14 protein-coding genes are annotated in these 16435 nt (G+C 35.1%); 8 read left to right on the top strand and 6 right to left on the bottom strand.

The window, feature by feature from the left end; all coding sequences use genetic code 11:
• The first annotated feature begins 77 nt into the window (after positions 1 to 77).
• From EUC40_RS02805 to EUC40_RS02780, 6 genes are all read left to right on the top strand, one after another.
• Complete coding sequence (locus EUC40_RS02805) at positions 78 to 773, top strand: response regulator transcription factor (protein WP_000276738.1); 696 nt, start codon at positions 78 to 80, stop codon at positions 771 to 773.
• 2 nt (positions 774 to 775) lie between these two features.
• Complete coding sequence (locus tag EUC40_RS02800) at positions 776 to 1798, top strand: sensor histidine kinase (protein WP_156573562.1); 1023 nt, start codon at positions 776 to 778, stop codon at positions 1796 to 1798.
• A 94-nt stretch (positions 1799 to 1892) separates the two neighbouring features.
• On the top strand, positions 1893 to 3872 hold the full coding sequence (locus EUC40_RS02795) for an FtsX-like permease family protein (protein WP_156573560.1): 1980 nt from the start codon (positions 1893 to 1895) through the stop codon (positions 3870 to 3872).
• A 69-nt stretch (positions 3873 to 3941) separates the two neighbouring features.
• The gene (locus EUC40_RS02790; RefSeq protein ID WP_156573558.1) at positions 3942 to 5897 is read left to right on the top strand and encodes an FtsX-like permease family protein; all 1956 of its coding nucleotides are present in this window, start codon (positions 3942 to 3944) and stop codon (positions 5895 to 5897) included.
• 20 nt (positions 5898 to 5917) lie between these two features.
• Positions 5918 to 6670: an ABC transporter ATP-binding protein gene (locus EUC40_RS02785; RefSeq protein WP_000393250.1), complete on the top strand. Its 753-nt coding sequence runs from the start codon at positions 5918 to 5920 to the stop codon at positions 6668 to 6670.
• On the top strand, positions 6667 to 8646 hold the full coding sequence (locus tag EUC40_RS02780; protein ID WP_156573556.1) for an FtsX-like permease family protein: 1980 nt from the start codon (positions 6667 to 6669) through the stop codon (positions 8644 to 8646). Before EUC40_RS02785 ends, EUC40_RS02780 begins: the two co-directional genes overlap by 4 nt.
• 50 nt (positions 8647 to 8696) lie before the next feature.
• On the opposite strand, the gene EUC40_RS02775 is transcribed toward EUC40_RS02780, so the two are convergent.
• Positions 8697 to 8888, bottom strand: coding sequence for a YjcZ family sporulation protein (locus EUC40_RS02775; protein WP_001290392.1), 192 nt, complete (start codon positions 8886 to 8888; stop codon positions 8697 to 8699).
• A 277-nt stretch (positions 8889 to 9165) separates the two neighbouring features.
• Here EUC40_RS02775 and EUC40_RS02770 point away from each other — a divergent pair, with 277 nt between their 5' ends.
• Entirely contained in the window at positions 9166 to 9756 is a 591-nt protein-coding gene (locus tag EUC40_RS02770; RefSeq protein ID WP_156573554.1) for a TetR/AcrR family transcriptional regulator, read from the top strand.
• Between the two features lie 51 nt (positions 9757 to 9807).
• Positions 9808 to 10479 (top strand): YqeB family protein, encoded by a 672-nt coding sequence (locus EUC40_RS02765; protein WP_156573552.1) that lies wholly within the window; start codon positions 9808 to 9810, stop codon positions 10477 to 10479.
• Between the two features lie 177 nt (positions 10480 to 10656).
• Here EUC40_RS02765 and gntP read toward each other — a convergent pair whose 3' ends face one another.
• The 5 genes from gntP to dagF form a co-directional block, all read right to left on the bottom strand.
• Positions 10657 to 11982 carry a gluconate permease GntP gene (gene gntP / locus EUC40_RS02760; RefSeq protein WP_156573550.1) on the bottom strand — a complete coding sequence of 442 codons (1326 nt, stop codon included), beginning with the start codon at positions 11980 to 11982 and terminating at the stop codon, positions 10657 to 10659.
• Between the two features lie 151 nt (positions 11983 to 12133).
• Positions 12134 to 13264, bottom strand: coding sequence for an RNA-guided endonuclease InsQ/TnpB family protein (locus EUC40_RS02755; RefSeq protein WP_156573547.1), 1131 nt, complete (start codon positions 13262 to 13264; stop codon positions 12134 to 12136).
• Between the two features lie 681 nt (positions 13265 to 13945).
• Positions 13946 to 14671 carry a GntR family transcriptional regulator gene (locus EUC40_RS02750; protein WP_156573545.1) on the bottom strand — a complete coding sequence of 242 codons (726 nt, stop codon included), beginning with the start codon at positions 14669 to 14671 and terminating at the stop codon, positions 13946 to 13948.
• Positions 14671 to 15687: a sugar kinase gene (locus tag EUC40_RS02745; RefSeq protein WP_156573543.1), complete on the bottom strand. Its 1017-nt coding sequence runs from the start codon at positions 15685 to 15687 to the stop codon at positions 14671 to 14673. The genes EUC40_RS02750 and EUC40_RS02745 overlap by 1 nt, the downstream gene beginning before the upstream one ends.
• On the bottom strand, positions 15680 to 16435 hold the full coding sequence (gene dagF / locus EUC40_RS02740; RefSeq protein ID WP_156573541.1) for a 2-dehydro-3-deoxy-phosphogluconate aldolase: 756 nt from the start codon (positions 16433 to 16435) through the stop codon (positions 15680 to 15682). The genes EUC40_RS02745 and dagF overlap by 8 nt, the downstream gene beginning before the upstream one ends.

The raw sequence follows: 16435 nt of genomic DNA, 5'->3' as shown, positions 1-16435 counted from the left end.
ATCTTTCAACATAATGAAAAGACTTGAAACACATGATACACTATAGCTACAATTGTTTTTTTAGGAGGAATATACATATGTATAAAATTTTAATCGTTGAAGACGATCCAAATATTTCATCATTACTACAATCTCACATTCAAAAATATGGCTATGAAGCTGTTGTTGCAGAGAACTTCGATGATATTATGGAATCGTTTAACGCTGTAAAGCCACATCTTGTTTTACTTGATGTAAACTTACCGAAATTCGATGGGTTCTACTGGTGCCGTCAAATTCGTCATGAATCTACTTGTCCTATTATTTTCATTTCAGCTCGTGCTGGTGAAATGGAACAAATTATGGCGATTGAAAGCGGCGCGGATGATTATATTACAAAACCGTTCCACTATGACGTTGTAATGGCGAAAATTAAAGGACAATTACGCCGTATTTACGGTGATTATGCACCAAATATTTCTGAACGTATCGTTGAAGTAGAAGGTTTAAAACTATTCCCAGAACGTCCAGAAATTCATTTTGGATCTGAGCAAGTTCTTTTAACGAAGAAAGAAGCAATTTTAGCAGAAATGTTATTATCTAAATTCCCTCGTACGGCGAGCCGTGAAGATTTATTAGCTGCTCTATGGGATGACGAAAGTTTCGTTGAGGAAAATACATTAAACGTAAACATTACGCGTCTTCGCAAAAAGTTCAATGAGCTTGGTATTGAGAACTCTATTGAAACAGTACGTGGACTTGGATATCGTTTTAACGCAACTTGGAGTGAATAAGCATGAAGCTATTTTTACGTGATCATTTTGCATTTTTTCTACTGTACGTATTAAACTTCGGTATCATTTTCGTTCTCTATGATGCAGTAGATGGATTTCAAAATAATAAATTTTACTTCGTCGTTTTAAGCTTATATTTATTCATCTGTTTCCTCGCTTACCGTTACGTTCGCAATCGTAGAATGTATCATAGATTAAGTGAGCAACCAGAAAAAATGGAAGATGCATTTATTGAAAGAGCGACCGCTCCAATGCCTCACGGTGTAAATGAACTCGTGCGCACGCAGTATCGTCTCTTCCAAAAAGAACTACAATCGTATGAAGTGAAACAACAAGAACATCAATTATTCATTAACCACTGGGTGCATCAAATGAAGACACCCGTTTCTGTTATGCAGCTTATGGTGCTAGAAATGGAAGACGAGCATTTAATTCCGAAATTTAAAAAGGAATTAGAACGTCTAAACCAAGGGCTTGATATGGCTTTATATATGGCAAGATTAAATAACTTCCATGAAGACTTCCATGTCGAGACGATTTCATTAAAAGATACTGTAACAAAAAACATTAACGGTCTAAAAGAACTATTTATTCGAAACGGGGTCTTCCCTGTTTTAGAAGTTCATTCTGATTTAAAGGTTGCTTCTGATGCGAAATGGCTAAAATTTATCATCTATCAGTTAATGACAAATGCTGTTCGTTACTCTGGTGAGCGCGGAAAGAAAGTGTTCTTATCTGCTTATCGAAACGGAAAAGATATTATTTTAGAAGTTCGTGATGAAGGCGTAGGTATTCCGCAAGAAGATATTCGAAGAGTATTTGAACCATTTTACACTGGAAAAAATGGTCGTACATTCGGAGAGTCTACTGGTATGGGACTTTATATTGTAAGTAAAATTTGTGATTATTTAGGTCACTCTGTCAAACTAGATTCTGAAGTCGGTAAAGGAACGACGATTAAAATCATCTTCCACAACGCTGCAAATAATCAAGCAGAAACTGCGGAGAAGGTGACCGAGGCATGATCGTAACATATGCTAGCAAAATGTATGAGAACTTACTCTCATACATTTTTTGCAATAAAACTACATATTTTCCTTCTAGCGGGAGGTACGTATTATGACATTTTGGCAGTTTGCCTTTAAAAATGTAACACGTAATTCCAGAGCTTATTTTGCTTATTTCGTAAGCAGCTCCTTTTCCATTGCTGTTTTCTTTTCGTTTGCTGTTTACTTATTTCATCCGAAATTACAAAGCTTTGGCATGTTCTCTGAAATTTCAGGATTAATGATATTTTCAGAAGTAGTAATTGTATTTTTCTCTTTCTTCTTTTTACTATATTCCATTGGTACCTTTTTAAAAGTTCGAAAAAAACAATTCGGCGTTTTAACCGTTTTAGGAATATCGAGAAAACAATTACATCGTCTCGTTTTTATGGAAAATATGTTAATCGGTATTTTATCTATCTTTTTTGGCATGCAGTTTGGACTTGTCTTTTCGCAATTTTTCTTATTAGTCACAGCAAAAATTACGCACGTACCAGGCATATATTTATACTTGCCTATTAACGCGTTTATTTTAACAACCATTGTCTTCCTTAGTCTTTTTATCATTGTATCTACATTCACACCAATGCTTATCCGTACAAAAAAAGCGGTACGCCTTTTAAAAACAAATGTGGGAAAACAAAAAGAAAAAAAACCGTCCATACTCATTTCTTTATTTGGTGCGATTTGTTTATTTGGTGGGTATGCTTTAGCTGGAAATCCTAAATATTTCGTATCAATAAGCCCGCAAATAGGTGTTATATATATGGTTTCAAGTATTTTCGTTATCCCAATGCTTGTTACAATCGGAACATATTTTTTCTTTTCACAAATTAGTTTTTTACTTATTTACATTTTAAAAACGAGAAGAAAGTTTTATATGAAACGAATTAATATGCTTTGGATCTCAGATTTAGCAAGCCGTATTCGAACGAATATTAATATGCTTTTTATTGTGGCAATGCTATCTACAATTGCTTTCACAATGATTACGTTCTTATATGGATTCGGGAAATTTATTAAGCTAGAGGTTAATAGAACTTCTCCTTTCCCAATTTCTTATTTTTCGTATGATGCGAATCCTTTTGTTACAGAGCATTTAAATTGGCTTGAGCAACAATTACAAAAAGAACATTTCCCTTATGACAAAATAAAAGCTGATATATATGAAACACCACTAAATGAAGATAAAGATATAGCTATTTATAATGACGTATACGCAATTAAGCAAAGTGACTATAACAAACTCGCTGATTCTTTACGTATGAAACAACTATTCGTGGAGGATAACGAAGCATATGTTTTAACGGGGACATCTTATTTCACTATATTCAACGAATTTGAGCAAAGCTACAAAAGAGATTACATTACACTCTCTAGTACAAATACAAAATTAAAAGTAAAAGGCTATGAGCATGTCAATGCAATTCCATCTGAATTTTCATATCAAACGATAGTTTTGCCTGATATTATCGTGAACAACTTACCTAACACAGTAAAGCATATATCAGCATACAATTTCAAAATTCAAAACTGGGAACAGACATATGAAATTGCTGATAATTTTATAAAAAAAGTACAAAAAGATCGAGATAATTTTCAATATGAAGGGCCTCTCATTCGCTACTTTGAATCGGCAGGGTCGTTATACAAAATAACATCTGGTAGTGCCGCGTACTTCCTAATCGGGACATTTTTAGGAGTCATTTTCTTTATTGGAGCAGGTAGCGTTCTTTACTTTAGAATGTATACAGATTTGACGAACGAACAAGAGAAATATATAACGATTTCTAAGATCGGTGTGACAGATAAAGAGATGAAACGATCTGCAACCATTCAACTTAGTATTTTATTCTTCGTTCCTTACATTATGGCATCCATTCATACAATGTTTGCAACGAAAATGCTACAAGATATCATCGGTTTATCGTTATTTACTGAAGTTGCAGCTGTTCTTATTATTTTTGGAGTCGTTGAAATCGTATTTTTCTTATTCATTCGTTCGCTTTATATGCAAAAATTATCACAGTACACGAGTGGACAAAGTATTTAAAACAAATTTGATGAAAAGGGTATTTCTTATACTCTTTTCATCTTCACCCTACTAGGAGGTTCAGGCGCAATGACATTTTGGCAGTTTGCATTTAAAAACGTCACACGGAACGCCAGAGCTTATTTCGCCTATTTTGTAAGCAGTGCGTTTTCCATCGCCATTTTTTTCTCATTTGCAGTTTATTTATTTCATCCGAAATTGCACATGACAGACGTAAATTATGCTTTGAACATATTAATGACAATTTCAGAAGTTGTCATTGTGTTCTTTTCATTTTTCTTTTTACTCTATTCAATTGGTACGTTTTTAAAAGTACGAAAAAAACAATTCGGGATATTAACAGTACTTGGCATATCCCAAAAACAATTAAAAAGACTCGTCTTTTTAGAAAACATGTTAATCGGTATTCTTTCTATATTTTTTGGCATACAACTCGGACTTGTTTTTTCACAGTTCTTTTTATTAGTTACCGCAAAAATTACACATGTACCTGGTCTATATTTATATTGGCCTACAGGCGCTATTATTTTAACAACTGTAATCTTTCTCGGTCTCTTTATTCTCGTATCTTCTTTTACACCAATGCTGATCCGCACGAGAAAAGCTGTACGACTTTTAAAAGAAGGGAAACAACATAAAGAGCGAAAAGCATCCGTGCTTATTTCTTTATTTGGTGCGCTATGTTTAATATCTGGATACGTATTAGCAGCAAATCCATTATATTTCATGTCATTTGGAACTGTAATTGGACTTTTGTACGCCGTCTCTAGTATATTTGTCATTCCATCACTCGTTGCAGCTGGAACATATTTTTTCTTTTCACAGATTAGTTTTTTACTCATTCGTATATTAAAGACAAGAAGAAAGTTTTATATGAAACGAATTAACATGCTTTGGATTTCTGATTTAGCAACGCGCATTCGAACAAATATTAATATGTTGTTTATAGTCGCAATGCTATCAACGCTCGCTTTTACAATGATTACATTCTTATATGGATTCGGGAAATTTACAAAGTTTGATGAAATTAGGCAAAACCCTTTCCCGTTTACATATTTATCACATACTGAAAATACGTTGGCTAACGAACATTTAAACTGGTTAGAACAAAAATTTAATGAAGAGCACTTTACTTATACAAAATTTAAAACGGATATATATGAAGTATCTTCAGCTGAAGATAACTCACAGCTCTACTATGCCATTAAACAAAGTGACTATCATACACTTGCTAAGGCATTAAATTGGGAAACTCTCACGGTGAATAAGAATGAATCTTATATTCTTATGAAAGACTTAGATGATCAAGTCTTTGGAACACTTCAAAATAACGAAAAGAAAAATACTCTTACACTTACTCAAAACAATTTACAACTACAGGTGAAAGAATATAAAAGTTATAACCCATTCCCAAATAGCTTAATATACCAATTACTCATACTATCTGATGAAAATGTAGAAGCATTATCCACTGTTTCAAAACAGATGAGTGTATATAGCTTTAAAGTTTACGATTGGGAAAAAGCACATAATATCGGTTCAGCATTTATAACAAAAATCGATAACGACAATGCAGCGATTCAAGCAGAGCACCCACCGTTCCATGCCAGTGAAGCAAGTGACTCTCTATACAAAACCAAACAAAATGTCGCTTCATTCTTCTTAATTGGTACTTTCCTTGGTGTTATTTTCTTTATCGGTGCGGGCAGTGTTCTTTATTTCCGCATGTATACAGATTTAACAACTGAGCAAGAAAAGTATATAACGATTACGAAAATCGGCTTAACAGAAGATGAGATGAAACAATCTGCTACTATTCAACTCGCTATTTTATTCTTCGTCCCTTACATTATGGCATCGATCCATACGATGTTTGCGACAAAGATGCTACAAGAAATATTACATCTCTCGTTCTTCGCTGAAATTACAGTCGTACTTATGATTTTTGGAACAGTTGAAATTTTATTTTTCCTTTTAATTCGTTCCTTTTATATGCAAAAATTATCACAACACATTAAGTTTTAAATGATAGAAAGGTGATTACTATGGAAGAAGTATTACACATTAAAAACGTCTCAAAAGTGTATGAGGGAAAGGTCCCTCATACCGCTTTAAAAAATATAAATTTACACGTAGATAAAGGTGAATTCGTTGCTATCATGGGGCCATCTGGTAGCGGTAAATCTACGTTTTTAAACGTTATTTCTACAATTGATTCTCCTACTTCTGGTGATGTCGTTATTAACGGAAAAAAACCGCACACATTTCGTCGAGAGAAGTTAGCTATTTTCCGCCGACAAGAGTTAGGGTTTGTTTTCCAAAACTTTAACCTACTAGATACACTAACAATCGGCGAAAATATCGTACTACCTTTAACATTAGATAATGTTCCATTAAAAGAAATGGACGAAAAGCTTGATAACATTTCAAAAAAACTTGGAATTGATCATATTTTGGACAAACGTATTTTTGAAGTTTCTGGAGGACAAGCACAGCGTACCGCAGTAGCACGTGCTGTTATTCATCATCCGTCTCTTTTACTAGCTGATGAACCGACAGGAAACTTGGACTCAAAAGCAGCTATCGATGTAATGGAGTTATTTACGAAGTTAAATAAAGAAGAAGATGCAACGATTTTGATGGTTACGCACGATCCATTTGCAGCAAGTTATTGTAACCGTGTTATTTTCATTAAAGATGGCGAGCTTTACAATGAACTGCACCGCGGATTGTACCGTGAGAAATTTTATCAAGAAATATTAGATGTCCTAGCATTACTAGGAGGAAGACGTGGATGACATTTTGGCAATTTGCATTTAAAAATGTCTCGCGTAATTCGAAAGCATATTTCGCTTATTTTGTAAGTAGTGCGTTTTCTATCATGGTTTTCTTTTCATTCACTGTATACGCGTATCATCCACGCTTACAAATTATGAATAAATTACAAGAACAAGATCCGCTCATGAACTTAGCTGGCATGGCACAGTTTGTTATCGTTTTGTTCTCGTTCTTCTTTCTCTTATATTCTATCGGGACATTTTTAAATGTACGGAAACAACAATTTGGCATTTTAACTGTTCTCGGTATATCCCAAAAACAATTAAAACGTCTTTTGTTTACTGAGAATATGATTATTGGACTACTAGCTATCTTTGCTGGTATTCAAGGTGGGCTTGTATTTTCTAATTTTTTCTTACTCGTTACTTCTAAATTAACAAATGCTAAAGGCCTCTATTTATATTGGCCAACAGAAGCAATTATCGTTACAACCGTAACGTTTATTATTTTATTTTTCATCGTTTCTACGTTTACACCGATGTTCATTCGTACTCGGAAAACAACACGATTAATTAAAAATAATAAAAATAAAAAAGACGAAAAAAGGCCATCTATATTCATTTCATTGTTTGCCTTAATTTGTTTAGGGCTGTGCTATTATATCGCTGGTTATCCGCAAGGCTACGTAACAGAAAAAAACGCCCGAAATGGATCTGTATACCTTATCATGTTATCTATTTTACCGCTCGTAATAGTCGGAACATATTTATTCTTTTCACAGACGTTTCTCCTCTTTATCTTTATCTTAAAAAAGCGAAGAAAATTTTATATGAAACAAATAAACATGTTATGGATTTCAGATTTAGCTAGCCGTACACGTAGTAATATTAATGTGCTCTTTATCGTTTCTATGTTGTCTGCACTTGCATTTACAATTATTATCGGTTTATTTGCTGCTAATAATAATACGAAAGCAGCAATATTAGAACGATATCCTTTCCCCTTCACGTATACGTCCAAAGGTGAAAATCAATTGGAACAAAAGCACATTGCTACAATTGAAACGGAGCTTACAAAGGCTAATTTTCAATACAATAAGCATAAGTTTACAGTATTACAAGATACCGCTTTAAAAGAAAACATTACTCTTATGAAAATGAGTGACTATAATACCCTTGCGAAACAGTTAAAGAGGCCGGAAATAGCCCTTGATTCTACACAAGTTTATATTATTTCTCGGTTCTCGCCAGAACTCGTAAATCTTGTATCAAATCCATTTGCAAAACAAAATACAATTACACTCGGATCAAATAAAAAGGAATTTCATATTAAAGGATTTATTAATAAAGGGATCTTGCCAGCCTTTACATTCCCACATGTAATTGTTGTACAAGATTATGTATTTGATAATATGATTCCTCATATTGAAACGACCATAGTGTATAACTACTTCGTTGAGAATTGGGAAGATGCAGTTGTTCCGACGAAAAATATGTTAAAACATATTAAGAAGGATAGAGATACCTTCTATGAGGCATATAAAGATACCGAACTGGCTCCTTCTCCCCCGTTTGATATTGATACAGCTGCGGTGGATCTAAACTACAGTAAAGGCAATTCAATTGCTACTTTCTTTATTTGGACATTTCTTGGCTTTATGTTCTTTATCGGGGCAGCTAGTGTTTTATACTTCCGTATGTATAATGACTTAACGATTGAAAAACAAAAATACATTACGATTACAAAACTCGGCCTAACAGAATCGGAAATGTTTCGTTCTGCAACGATTCAATTAGGAATATTATTTTTCATTCCTTATATCGTTGCTGGTATTCATACAATATTTGCGATTCAGTTTTTACAAAGCATGTTTGCTTTCTCTTTATTAAAAGAATTAATCATTATACTTACATTGTTCGGGATTATCGAGATCATTTTCTTCTTCTTAATCCGTTCTCTCTACATCAATAAATTATCACAGCATATAAAAATATGAATAAAATGGCCTTGTGCGTATCGCACAAGGCCATTTTCAATAGTTTTTAATTAGCAGCAATATCCACCATAGCCGCCTGCGTAACCGCCATAACCACCATAGCCACAACCGCCGCCTCCGCCGAAGCAGCTAGCACCGATGATAATTAATAAAATAAACAATACGATTAGAAGCGCAAAACCGCCTCCGCAACCATGTCTACGGTTACAATCATCATGTCTGTGTTCACACTTTTCGCTCATTACTCTATTCCTCCTTTAGTATCATTCATAACAAGTTCCTCTTGTTCTAAATGAGGGGATTCCATTTATATTATGTTTTCAGGGCGAATAGGAAGCTTGGCTTACCTAAAAACGGGCTTGTTTTAGGTAAGCAAGCTTCTTTAAACAGAGGATCGGCCTTATCAAAACGTAAGCATAAAGCATTTGACATACTCTTAATTTCTTACTAAAATTAATTGAACGACCAATCAATTTTTTGATTGATTATTCAAATTGTATAAATCAGGAGTTGAAAAGCATGACTGATTCTTTTATTGCAGAGGCTAGACGTGAACAAATTATTCTTGCATGTATCGATACATTAGAAGAAGTGGGATATAACAACTTAAGCTTAACGAAGGTAGCAAAAAAGGCTAAGATTAGCACTGGACTGATTTCTTATCATTTTAACGATAAGCTTTATCTTATGAATCGTACATTACAGTTTTTAGTTAACAAACAACATGAATTTATTAGTAATCGGGTACTATTAGCCCAATCTGAAATAAAAAAACTAGAGGCTTTTATTGAAGCGCATTTGGCCTATCAAGAAACTCATTATAAAAATAATATTGCCTTAATTGAGATTGTCTTTAATGCGAGAAATGAAGAGAATATCCCTTATTACAGAATCGAAGACGAAGAAGATGACGCTCTTAGAACGATGTTATTGGATATTTTGAAGACTGGTCAACAAAATGGTACGTTTTCTAATTCTTTTCAAACTGACACATTAGCTTCGTTTATTTTAGGAGCAATTGAAGAAAGAATGCTACAAGCGAATTCATCTATATCTATAGAAATTTACTCAGATGAGCTCATAAAAATGGTAAAGAAACTTACTGTTTAAACATGTCATGATCTTGAAAATAAAAATATATCAAGAAAGGATGAACTACACATGAAAAATACGTCTGTCATTGGATTAGGCTTTTTAGAAAAGCTACTTACGATAGTAAGCCCAATCCTTTTAGGCATCATCGGATATTTTTCACCTAAATTAATAGAAATTATAAAAGGAATTCCTCTTTTTTCTGATTCGAAAATTATAGAACTTTTACATTCTATTAACCCTTTCTGGCTTCCAATTATCCTCATGTTAATTGGCGCTATTGCAGGAATTTTATTTTCTTTAATTATTTATAGTGACGCTTTAAAGATGAAGATCAATTCAGAAAGTATTCATATGAGTAAAGATGATCAAGAAAAACAAATTACAAAGGCGAATGTAAAAGTCGTTTTTGTAGAGAATCGTCAAGTGGTGGTCATTGATCAAGAGGACCGAGAATGGTTACGTGAAACTTCTGATATTAGCCCAAATAAAATTAAAGATACTTTCTTACTACATGACTTCCCATGGGTAGAGCAAGATCCTTATAAGCAAGAATATAGTCTATGGAAATTAGAAGATGAGCGACTTAGTAAAAGTGTAAATGCGATTTTATATAAAAGACGAAATGCAATTCGGGAAGGAAACTCGAAAAAAAAGAAGCATTTACGTAAAGATTTAAATGAACTAGGGGTCTTTGTCAAAGACGAAGGAGAAGATCAGTATATTCGTTCTATTAAGTAATAGAACGACAGAAAGAGCAACTATAAAAAAGAGGTCTATCCATAAGTCAGTGAAATCGACTTATGGATAGACCTTTTCTTTTTACAAAAAAATTGTTTCATCCCGCATATTCGTATAGTTATATACGAAACTTCAAAATCTATAAATATGAAGATTGCTCCTTCACTTTTGAATCCCCTAAAGAAACATATTCAACAAAAGGGCAAAACCGAATGCAATAAATGATAACAATGTCTCCAGCACCGTCCACGTTTTAAACGTTTCCTTCACTGTCAAACCTAAATACTCTTTTACAAGCCAGAACCCAGCATCATTTACGTGAGAAAACATTAATGAACCTGCTCCGGTTGCAATAACGAGTAGCTCTAAATTCACGCCAGACATGTGCTGAATAACCGGTGAAACAATTCCTGCCGCTGTCGTTAATGCTACTGTCGCTGATCCAGTCGCGATTCGAATTAAACCAGCTACCATGAAAGCAAGTACGATTGGTGATAACGATATATGTTCTGCCATTTGCGCAATCGCCGTTCCAACGCCGCTTTCAATTAATATTTGTTTAAACCCACCACCTGCACCAATTATTAAAATAATAGAACCTACAGGTAATAAACTTTCATCTGTTAATTTTTTAATCATCTTTTTATTAATACCTTGTCTCATTCCAAGTAAATAGAATGCCGCGAAACATGAAATGAGTAAAGCGATTACTGGACTTCCTACAAAAATTAAAAATTCTGTCATTTTAACTGATAATGAAATATACGGTGCAACTACTGATAAAATCATTAAAACGACCGGCAGTAAAATAATAAAAAACGAAACTTTACGGCTCGGTAAATCAGTTGATACAGTCGTAACTCGAATAAGCTCCGGCTCATTTTCAGGTATAACCCTCTTATGTACCCACTTTGCAAATAATGGTCCTGCAATAATAGCGGTTGGTAATGCAATTATTAATGAATACAATAATACCTTCCCTAAATTCGCATTATAAATACCAATTGCAGTCATCGCACCTGGATGCGGAGGCACTAGCCCATGTACAATAGATAATCCAGCAATAACAGGTAACGCAATTAATAATATGTTTTGTTTCGTCGTTTTTCGAATTGAAATAACGAGTGGTAATAAAATGACGATCCCTACTTCAAAAAAGACTGGAATCCCTATAACAAACCCTGCAAATAACATTGCCCAAGGTAGTTTCTTCACACCGAAAAATCGAATAAAGAAATCTGCAACTTGCATGCCTGCGCCTGAGTCAGACATCATTTTCCCTAAAATTGTCCCGAGTGCTAAAATACCAACTAAATGCCCTAGTACACTACCAACACCAGTTTCATAGGCAGCCACTATTTTCGTTAAATTCAGTCCAGACATAATAGCTAAAAACAAACTAGCAACTGTTAAACTAATAAATGCATGCCATTTCCACCATGATACCCCTAAAATAACAATTGCAATTGCAAGTAACGTGACGATTAATAAGTATATATCCATCTCTCATTCCGATACGATAAACTTAACTAAATCTATACAATTCAATCAAATTTATACAAGTTAGTGCTTCATCGTGTTCTCGCAGCCCCAAAGGGACGAGGGGTATAACACTCCACACGAGGCAGTATCGTTACCTCCTATTATCAAGCATTTATTTTACCCATCTTGATAAATTTATCGCAGCATTTACATCCCTATCGTGATAGCTATTGCATGAAGCACAACGCCATTCACGAATCTTTAAACTCCACTGTCCTTCTGGTTGAACTGAGTGGTCGTATTTAACTCCGCAACATGAACAAACCTTGCTTGAGGCGAACCATTTATCAGCTTTTACATACGCAATGCCATACTTCTCGCACTTGTATGATAAACATTGAAAGAAGAAGTTTAATTTTTGAAATGAAAATGCTTTCGATAGTTTTTTGTTTTTTAACAGGTTTGAGATAGATAAGTCTTCCACAACAATCCTCATTGGTTTGGTTTTCACCAATTTAGCTGTTGCTTGATGGATATGGTTATTTCGGATATTCATAATTTTCCTAGATAACCGCAGGTGCTCCGCTTTCGCTTTTTCATATCCAGCAGATTGAATTTTCACACCTTTTTTAACTCTCCTAGACATATCTCTTTGCGCTGACTTTTTCCTTTTCAAAAGTTTTTTAACCTTGGCGTCTTTGTTTATATTTCGTTCTTTCGTACCATTAGAAGCTACAAACAGCTCTTTTAAACCAACATCCACACCGATTGACTCATTGGTTAGTTCTTGTGATTCAAAGTCTTCTTGGAACCCCACACTAATCCACCAGTGACGACCATCAAATGTAACTCTTGGATTGGATGGTTTTTTATTTCTTGGTAGTTGTTGGCTTGTTTTCACTTCTCCAATAGACTGAATATGAACGACTTTCTTTCCTATAGCCAGTCTTTCATAATTGGCATAAAATCCTTGGATTACATCTTTTTTGGATTTATAAGAAGTGTGATACCCATTTTTGTACTTTTTGAACGAATGTTTTCTCGCCGTATCAAAATCTTTTGAAGCCTGTTTGGGAACTTGTGCATTAATGTCTTTTAACCACTCATATCTCTTTCGCTTCTTGATCTTTGTAAATCGTTTCTGTAAAGCTAACTGTGAAACAGATTTTCCAAATAGCTTATAGTATCTATCACTCATTCTTTTACAATAGTTATAAGCGAATCTTGCAGCACCAGCATGGTTTCTAAGCACTTTTTCTTGTTCAGGCGTTGGAATCAGTCTAACTTTCTTCGCCAATATCATCAGAATGTAACTCCTTTAATGAAAGATTTGTTCTTCTGAATCGTAGCGTGTTCCACCAGCATTCTCCTGAGACTACTCGGATGCAAACCTGTTAATTCTGATACTTGACTAACTCGTAAAAATTTCATTATTATTCTTACCTCATTGAATCTAACATAGCACATACGTTTGATGCATTCAATGAGGTTTAATAGATTTAATTATATTTATCTCGTTCAACTAAGGGCGCAATTCCTTAGCCAGTTCTCTTATGAACTTCTCATGTTTTCACATGAGCGCAGACTATATGTTTATCTCTTTAGAGATAGAGGATTTTTCCATCACCATAGGCTTGTGATGTACTCTCGTCAGTTATACGAGATAGTCGTTGAACGTTCATCTTATCACTTTTGACTTAGATGATTCGAGGCGGAAGACCCATTGTTCTAGTGTTTAGGGTTTAACCTTGCACGATCTGATTGATTTTTTCTGCTTTCGCAACATTCACGCTCGCCATTTCTAGCCACGTTGTAGTTCAATCAGCTTTAGGGATTGCCCGCAGTTAACCCTCACTACTAGCCAATCACTTGACTAGCAGGGCTTACTGATATATTTAATTAACTTTCGTTATAATTGGTTAAATAAATCATAACAGTTAGTTACCCCTTACTTTATAAAAAAAGAGGGCGAATACCCTCTTTTTTATACGTCATAATTCACTACATAATGCTGCATTTCTGTATTGTAGTAGCCTTCGCTATATTCAATTACTTCGCCAACTTCATCGTAGGAGTAGCGCATACGTTTTAATAACGCCATTCCTTCTTTTTCACCTAACGATTTTGCAACGAAACTAGGCGCAAGTCCAACTGCAAATTCATCTCTGAAGTTTTCTAAATGTATACCTCGGTCCTCAACTAAATCGTAAAGCGATTGCAAGTCAAAGTCCGATAAATCTGTACTTGCCATTTTCGCTGAGAAATAGTGCGTATAATGAATGTACGGCGCATCATTTAACGTATATAAGCGCTCAATACGAAAACTCTCTTTCCCGAATAATCGAAATGGCACTGTTCCTTCTTCATTCTGAACGATTTCTGCCTTTAGCAATTTCTTTTGTACTTTATATCCTTCTTCCACTAACACTTCAGTAAACTTCTTACCCTTTGACAGTTTTGTCGCCGAAGTATTACGGATCACTTTCGTTCCTTTACCGCTTTTCTTTTCCAAATATCCTTCTTGAGCAAGTTCTTTAATCGCATTACGCACTGTAATTTTGCTCACTTTGAACTCTTCCTCTAATTGCGGCTCGGAAGGAATATTCGTATGAATGGCATATATACCATGCAATATTCGATCACGAATAATGTTTTTTATTTGTAAATATAATGGTCCTTTTTTCCTCGTTACGTTCACCGTTACACCCACTACCTTTCTACATCACCTACTGATGCCGTCATTGCCCGAAGTATATCCTTCTCTGATGACATTGGCGTATCACCGACGATTGTATGTGCAAGCATTCCAGCTGCTGACGCAAATGAAACAGCTTTCTCTGGTGCAAACTCTTCTATCTCGCCATGAATAATCCCGCTCGTATAAGCATCTCCAGCACCTATTCTATCATATACAGAAAACGTAAGTGTTTTTGCAAAAGTGAACGCACCATCTTTACATATAAATCCGCGAAGTGAATGTGTATTATCGCTATTAATAGAGCGATGTGTACCAGCAATTGTAGTGATATGATATGCTTCAGCCACTTGTGGAATAAGGTCAACAAGTTGAGCCTCTCGCTCTGTCTCTTCTGTTTTCATTCCAAGAACGAACATTGCATCTTTTTCATTCATCATAACGATATCAGCAAGACTAAGCATTTCTTCATAATGCGGTTTCGCCTGTTCATATCCATCTTCTCCCCAAAGTGAGGGACGATAATTGCAATCAAAAACGACAGTGCCTCCGTTTTCTTTAACTGCTTTCGCTAAAGATTTCATATGATGACGCACAGTATCATTCATCGCAAGTGTAATCCCGCAAAAATGAACGATATCAATTTCCTTAGCGATTTCTTCAAATTGATACATTTCTTCAGACGCCGTATTAAAGCTACTTTCTAATCGATTCGAATATGTAACGCGGCTTGCACGTGCTCCAAATCCATTTTCTAAAAAGTACATACCGACATATTTTCCGCCTCGTGAAATGAACGAAGGGCGAATACCTAATTTCTGAATGTGCGATACCGCAGCATCTCCAACCGAGTTTTCTGGTAAAGTTGAAATAAGAAACCCTTCATGCCCTAGATGAGAAAGTGCTGCTGCAACGTTCACACCTGTACCAGAAAATGAATAATTTAATGTGTTAGCTTGCGATAACAATTCATATCCCGGTACTTGCAGGCGCATCATTACTTCGCCAAATGCTGCAATTTTCTTACGCATATTGATCAACTAACTTCTTCACTACCGCTAGTAATTCACGGACATCTTCTGTTTTCGTATTGCCAGTTTCTTTATCAATAATAGAAGAGTACACGTGCGGAATAACTTGCTCTACGTTTGCTTCAAGCGCAATGCGTACAATTGTTTCGAAGTTTTCTTTATCAATTCCGCCTGTTGGCTCTAATGCGAATCCTTCTTCTGCACAAGCTTTCGCAACTGCACGATATTCTTCTTCATGAGCTAAACCTTTCATTGGGAAGTATTTCAATGAATTTCCGCCCATATCACGTACAAGTGCGATCGCTGTTTTAATTGGAACGATTGCTTTTTCTTCTCCAGCCGCACTAATTGGACCAGTAGAAATGTTTACGTACCCTACTTTTCCTGTTGGCGATACTAAACTATTAATCCAACTATCTTTTCCATCAAGATTTGCACGTGTCGCTCCAACTGAAGGGAATACTTGGTTAATATGGCTACCAGGGTAATGCTTCGCAATTTCAGCTACAACTGCCGCTTGGCGATTATCTCCTGCTCCTAATCCGATTGATACAGCGTCATCAATTTCTTTTCCGTATGCTTTCATCGCTGTAACAGCTTCTTCTACTGTTGGATAGTCTTTTGATAACACTCCTACTACTACATAACCCTCTGCTGCTTCAAAAATGTCTTTCGCATTCTCGATATTGTTCGCTAATACGTTTAATGCTACGCGGCCTTTATAAAAACGTTTTTGAATGTTTGTCAT

Source organism: Bacillus luti, assembly GCF_009739945.1.
Lineage (GTDB): Bacteria > Bacillota > Bacilli > Bacillales > Bacillaceae_G > Bacillus_A > Bacillus_A luti.
This window is presented reverse-complemented; position numbering and strand designations above follow the sequence as displayed.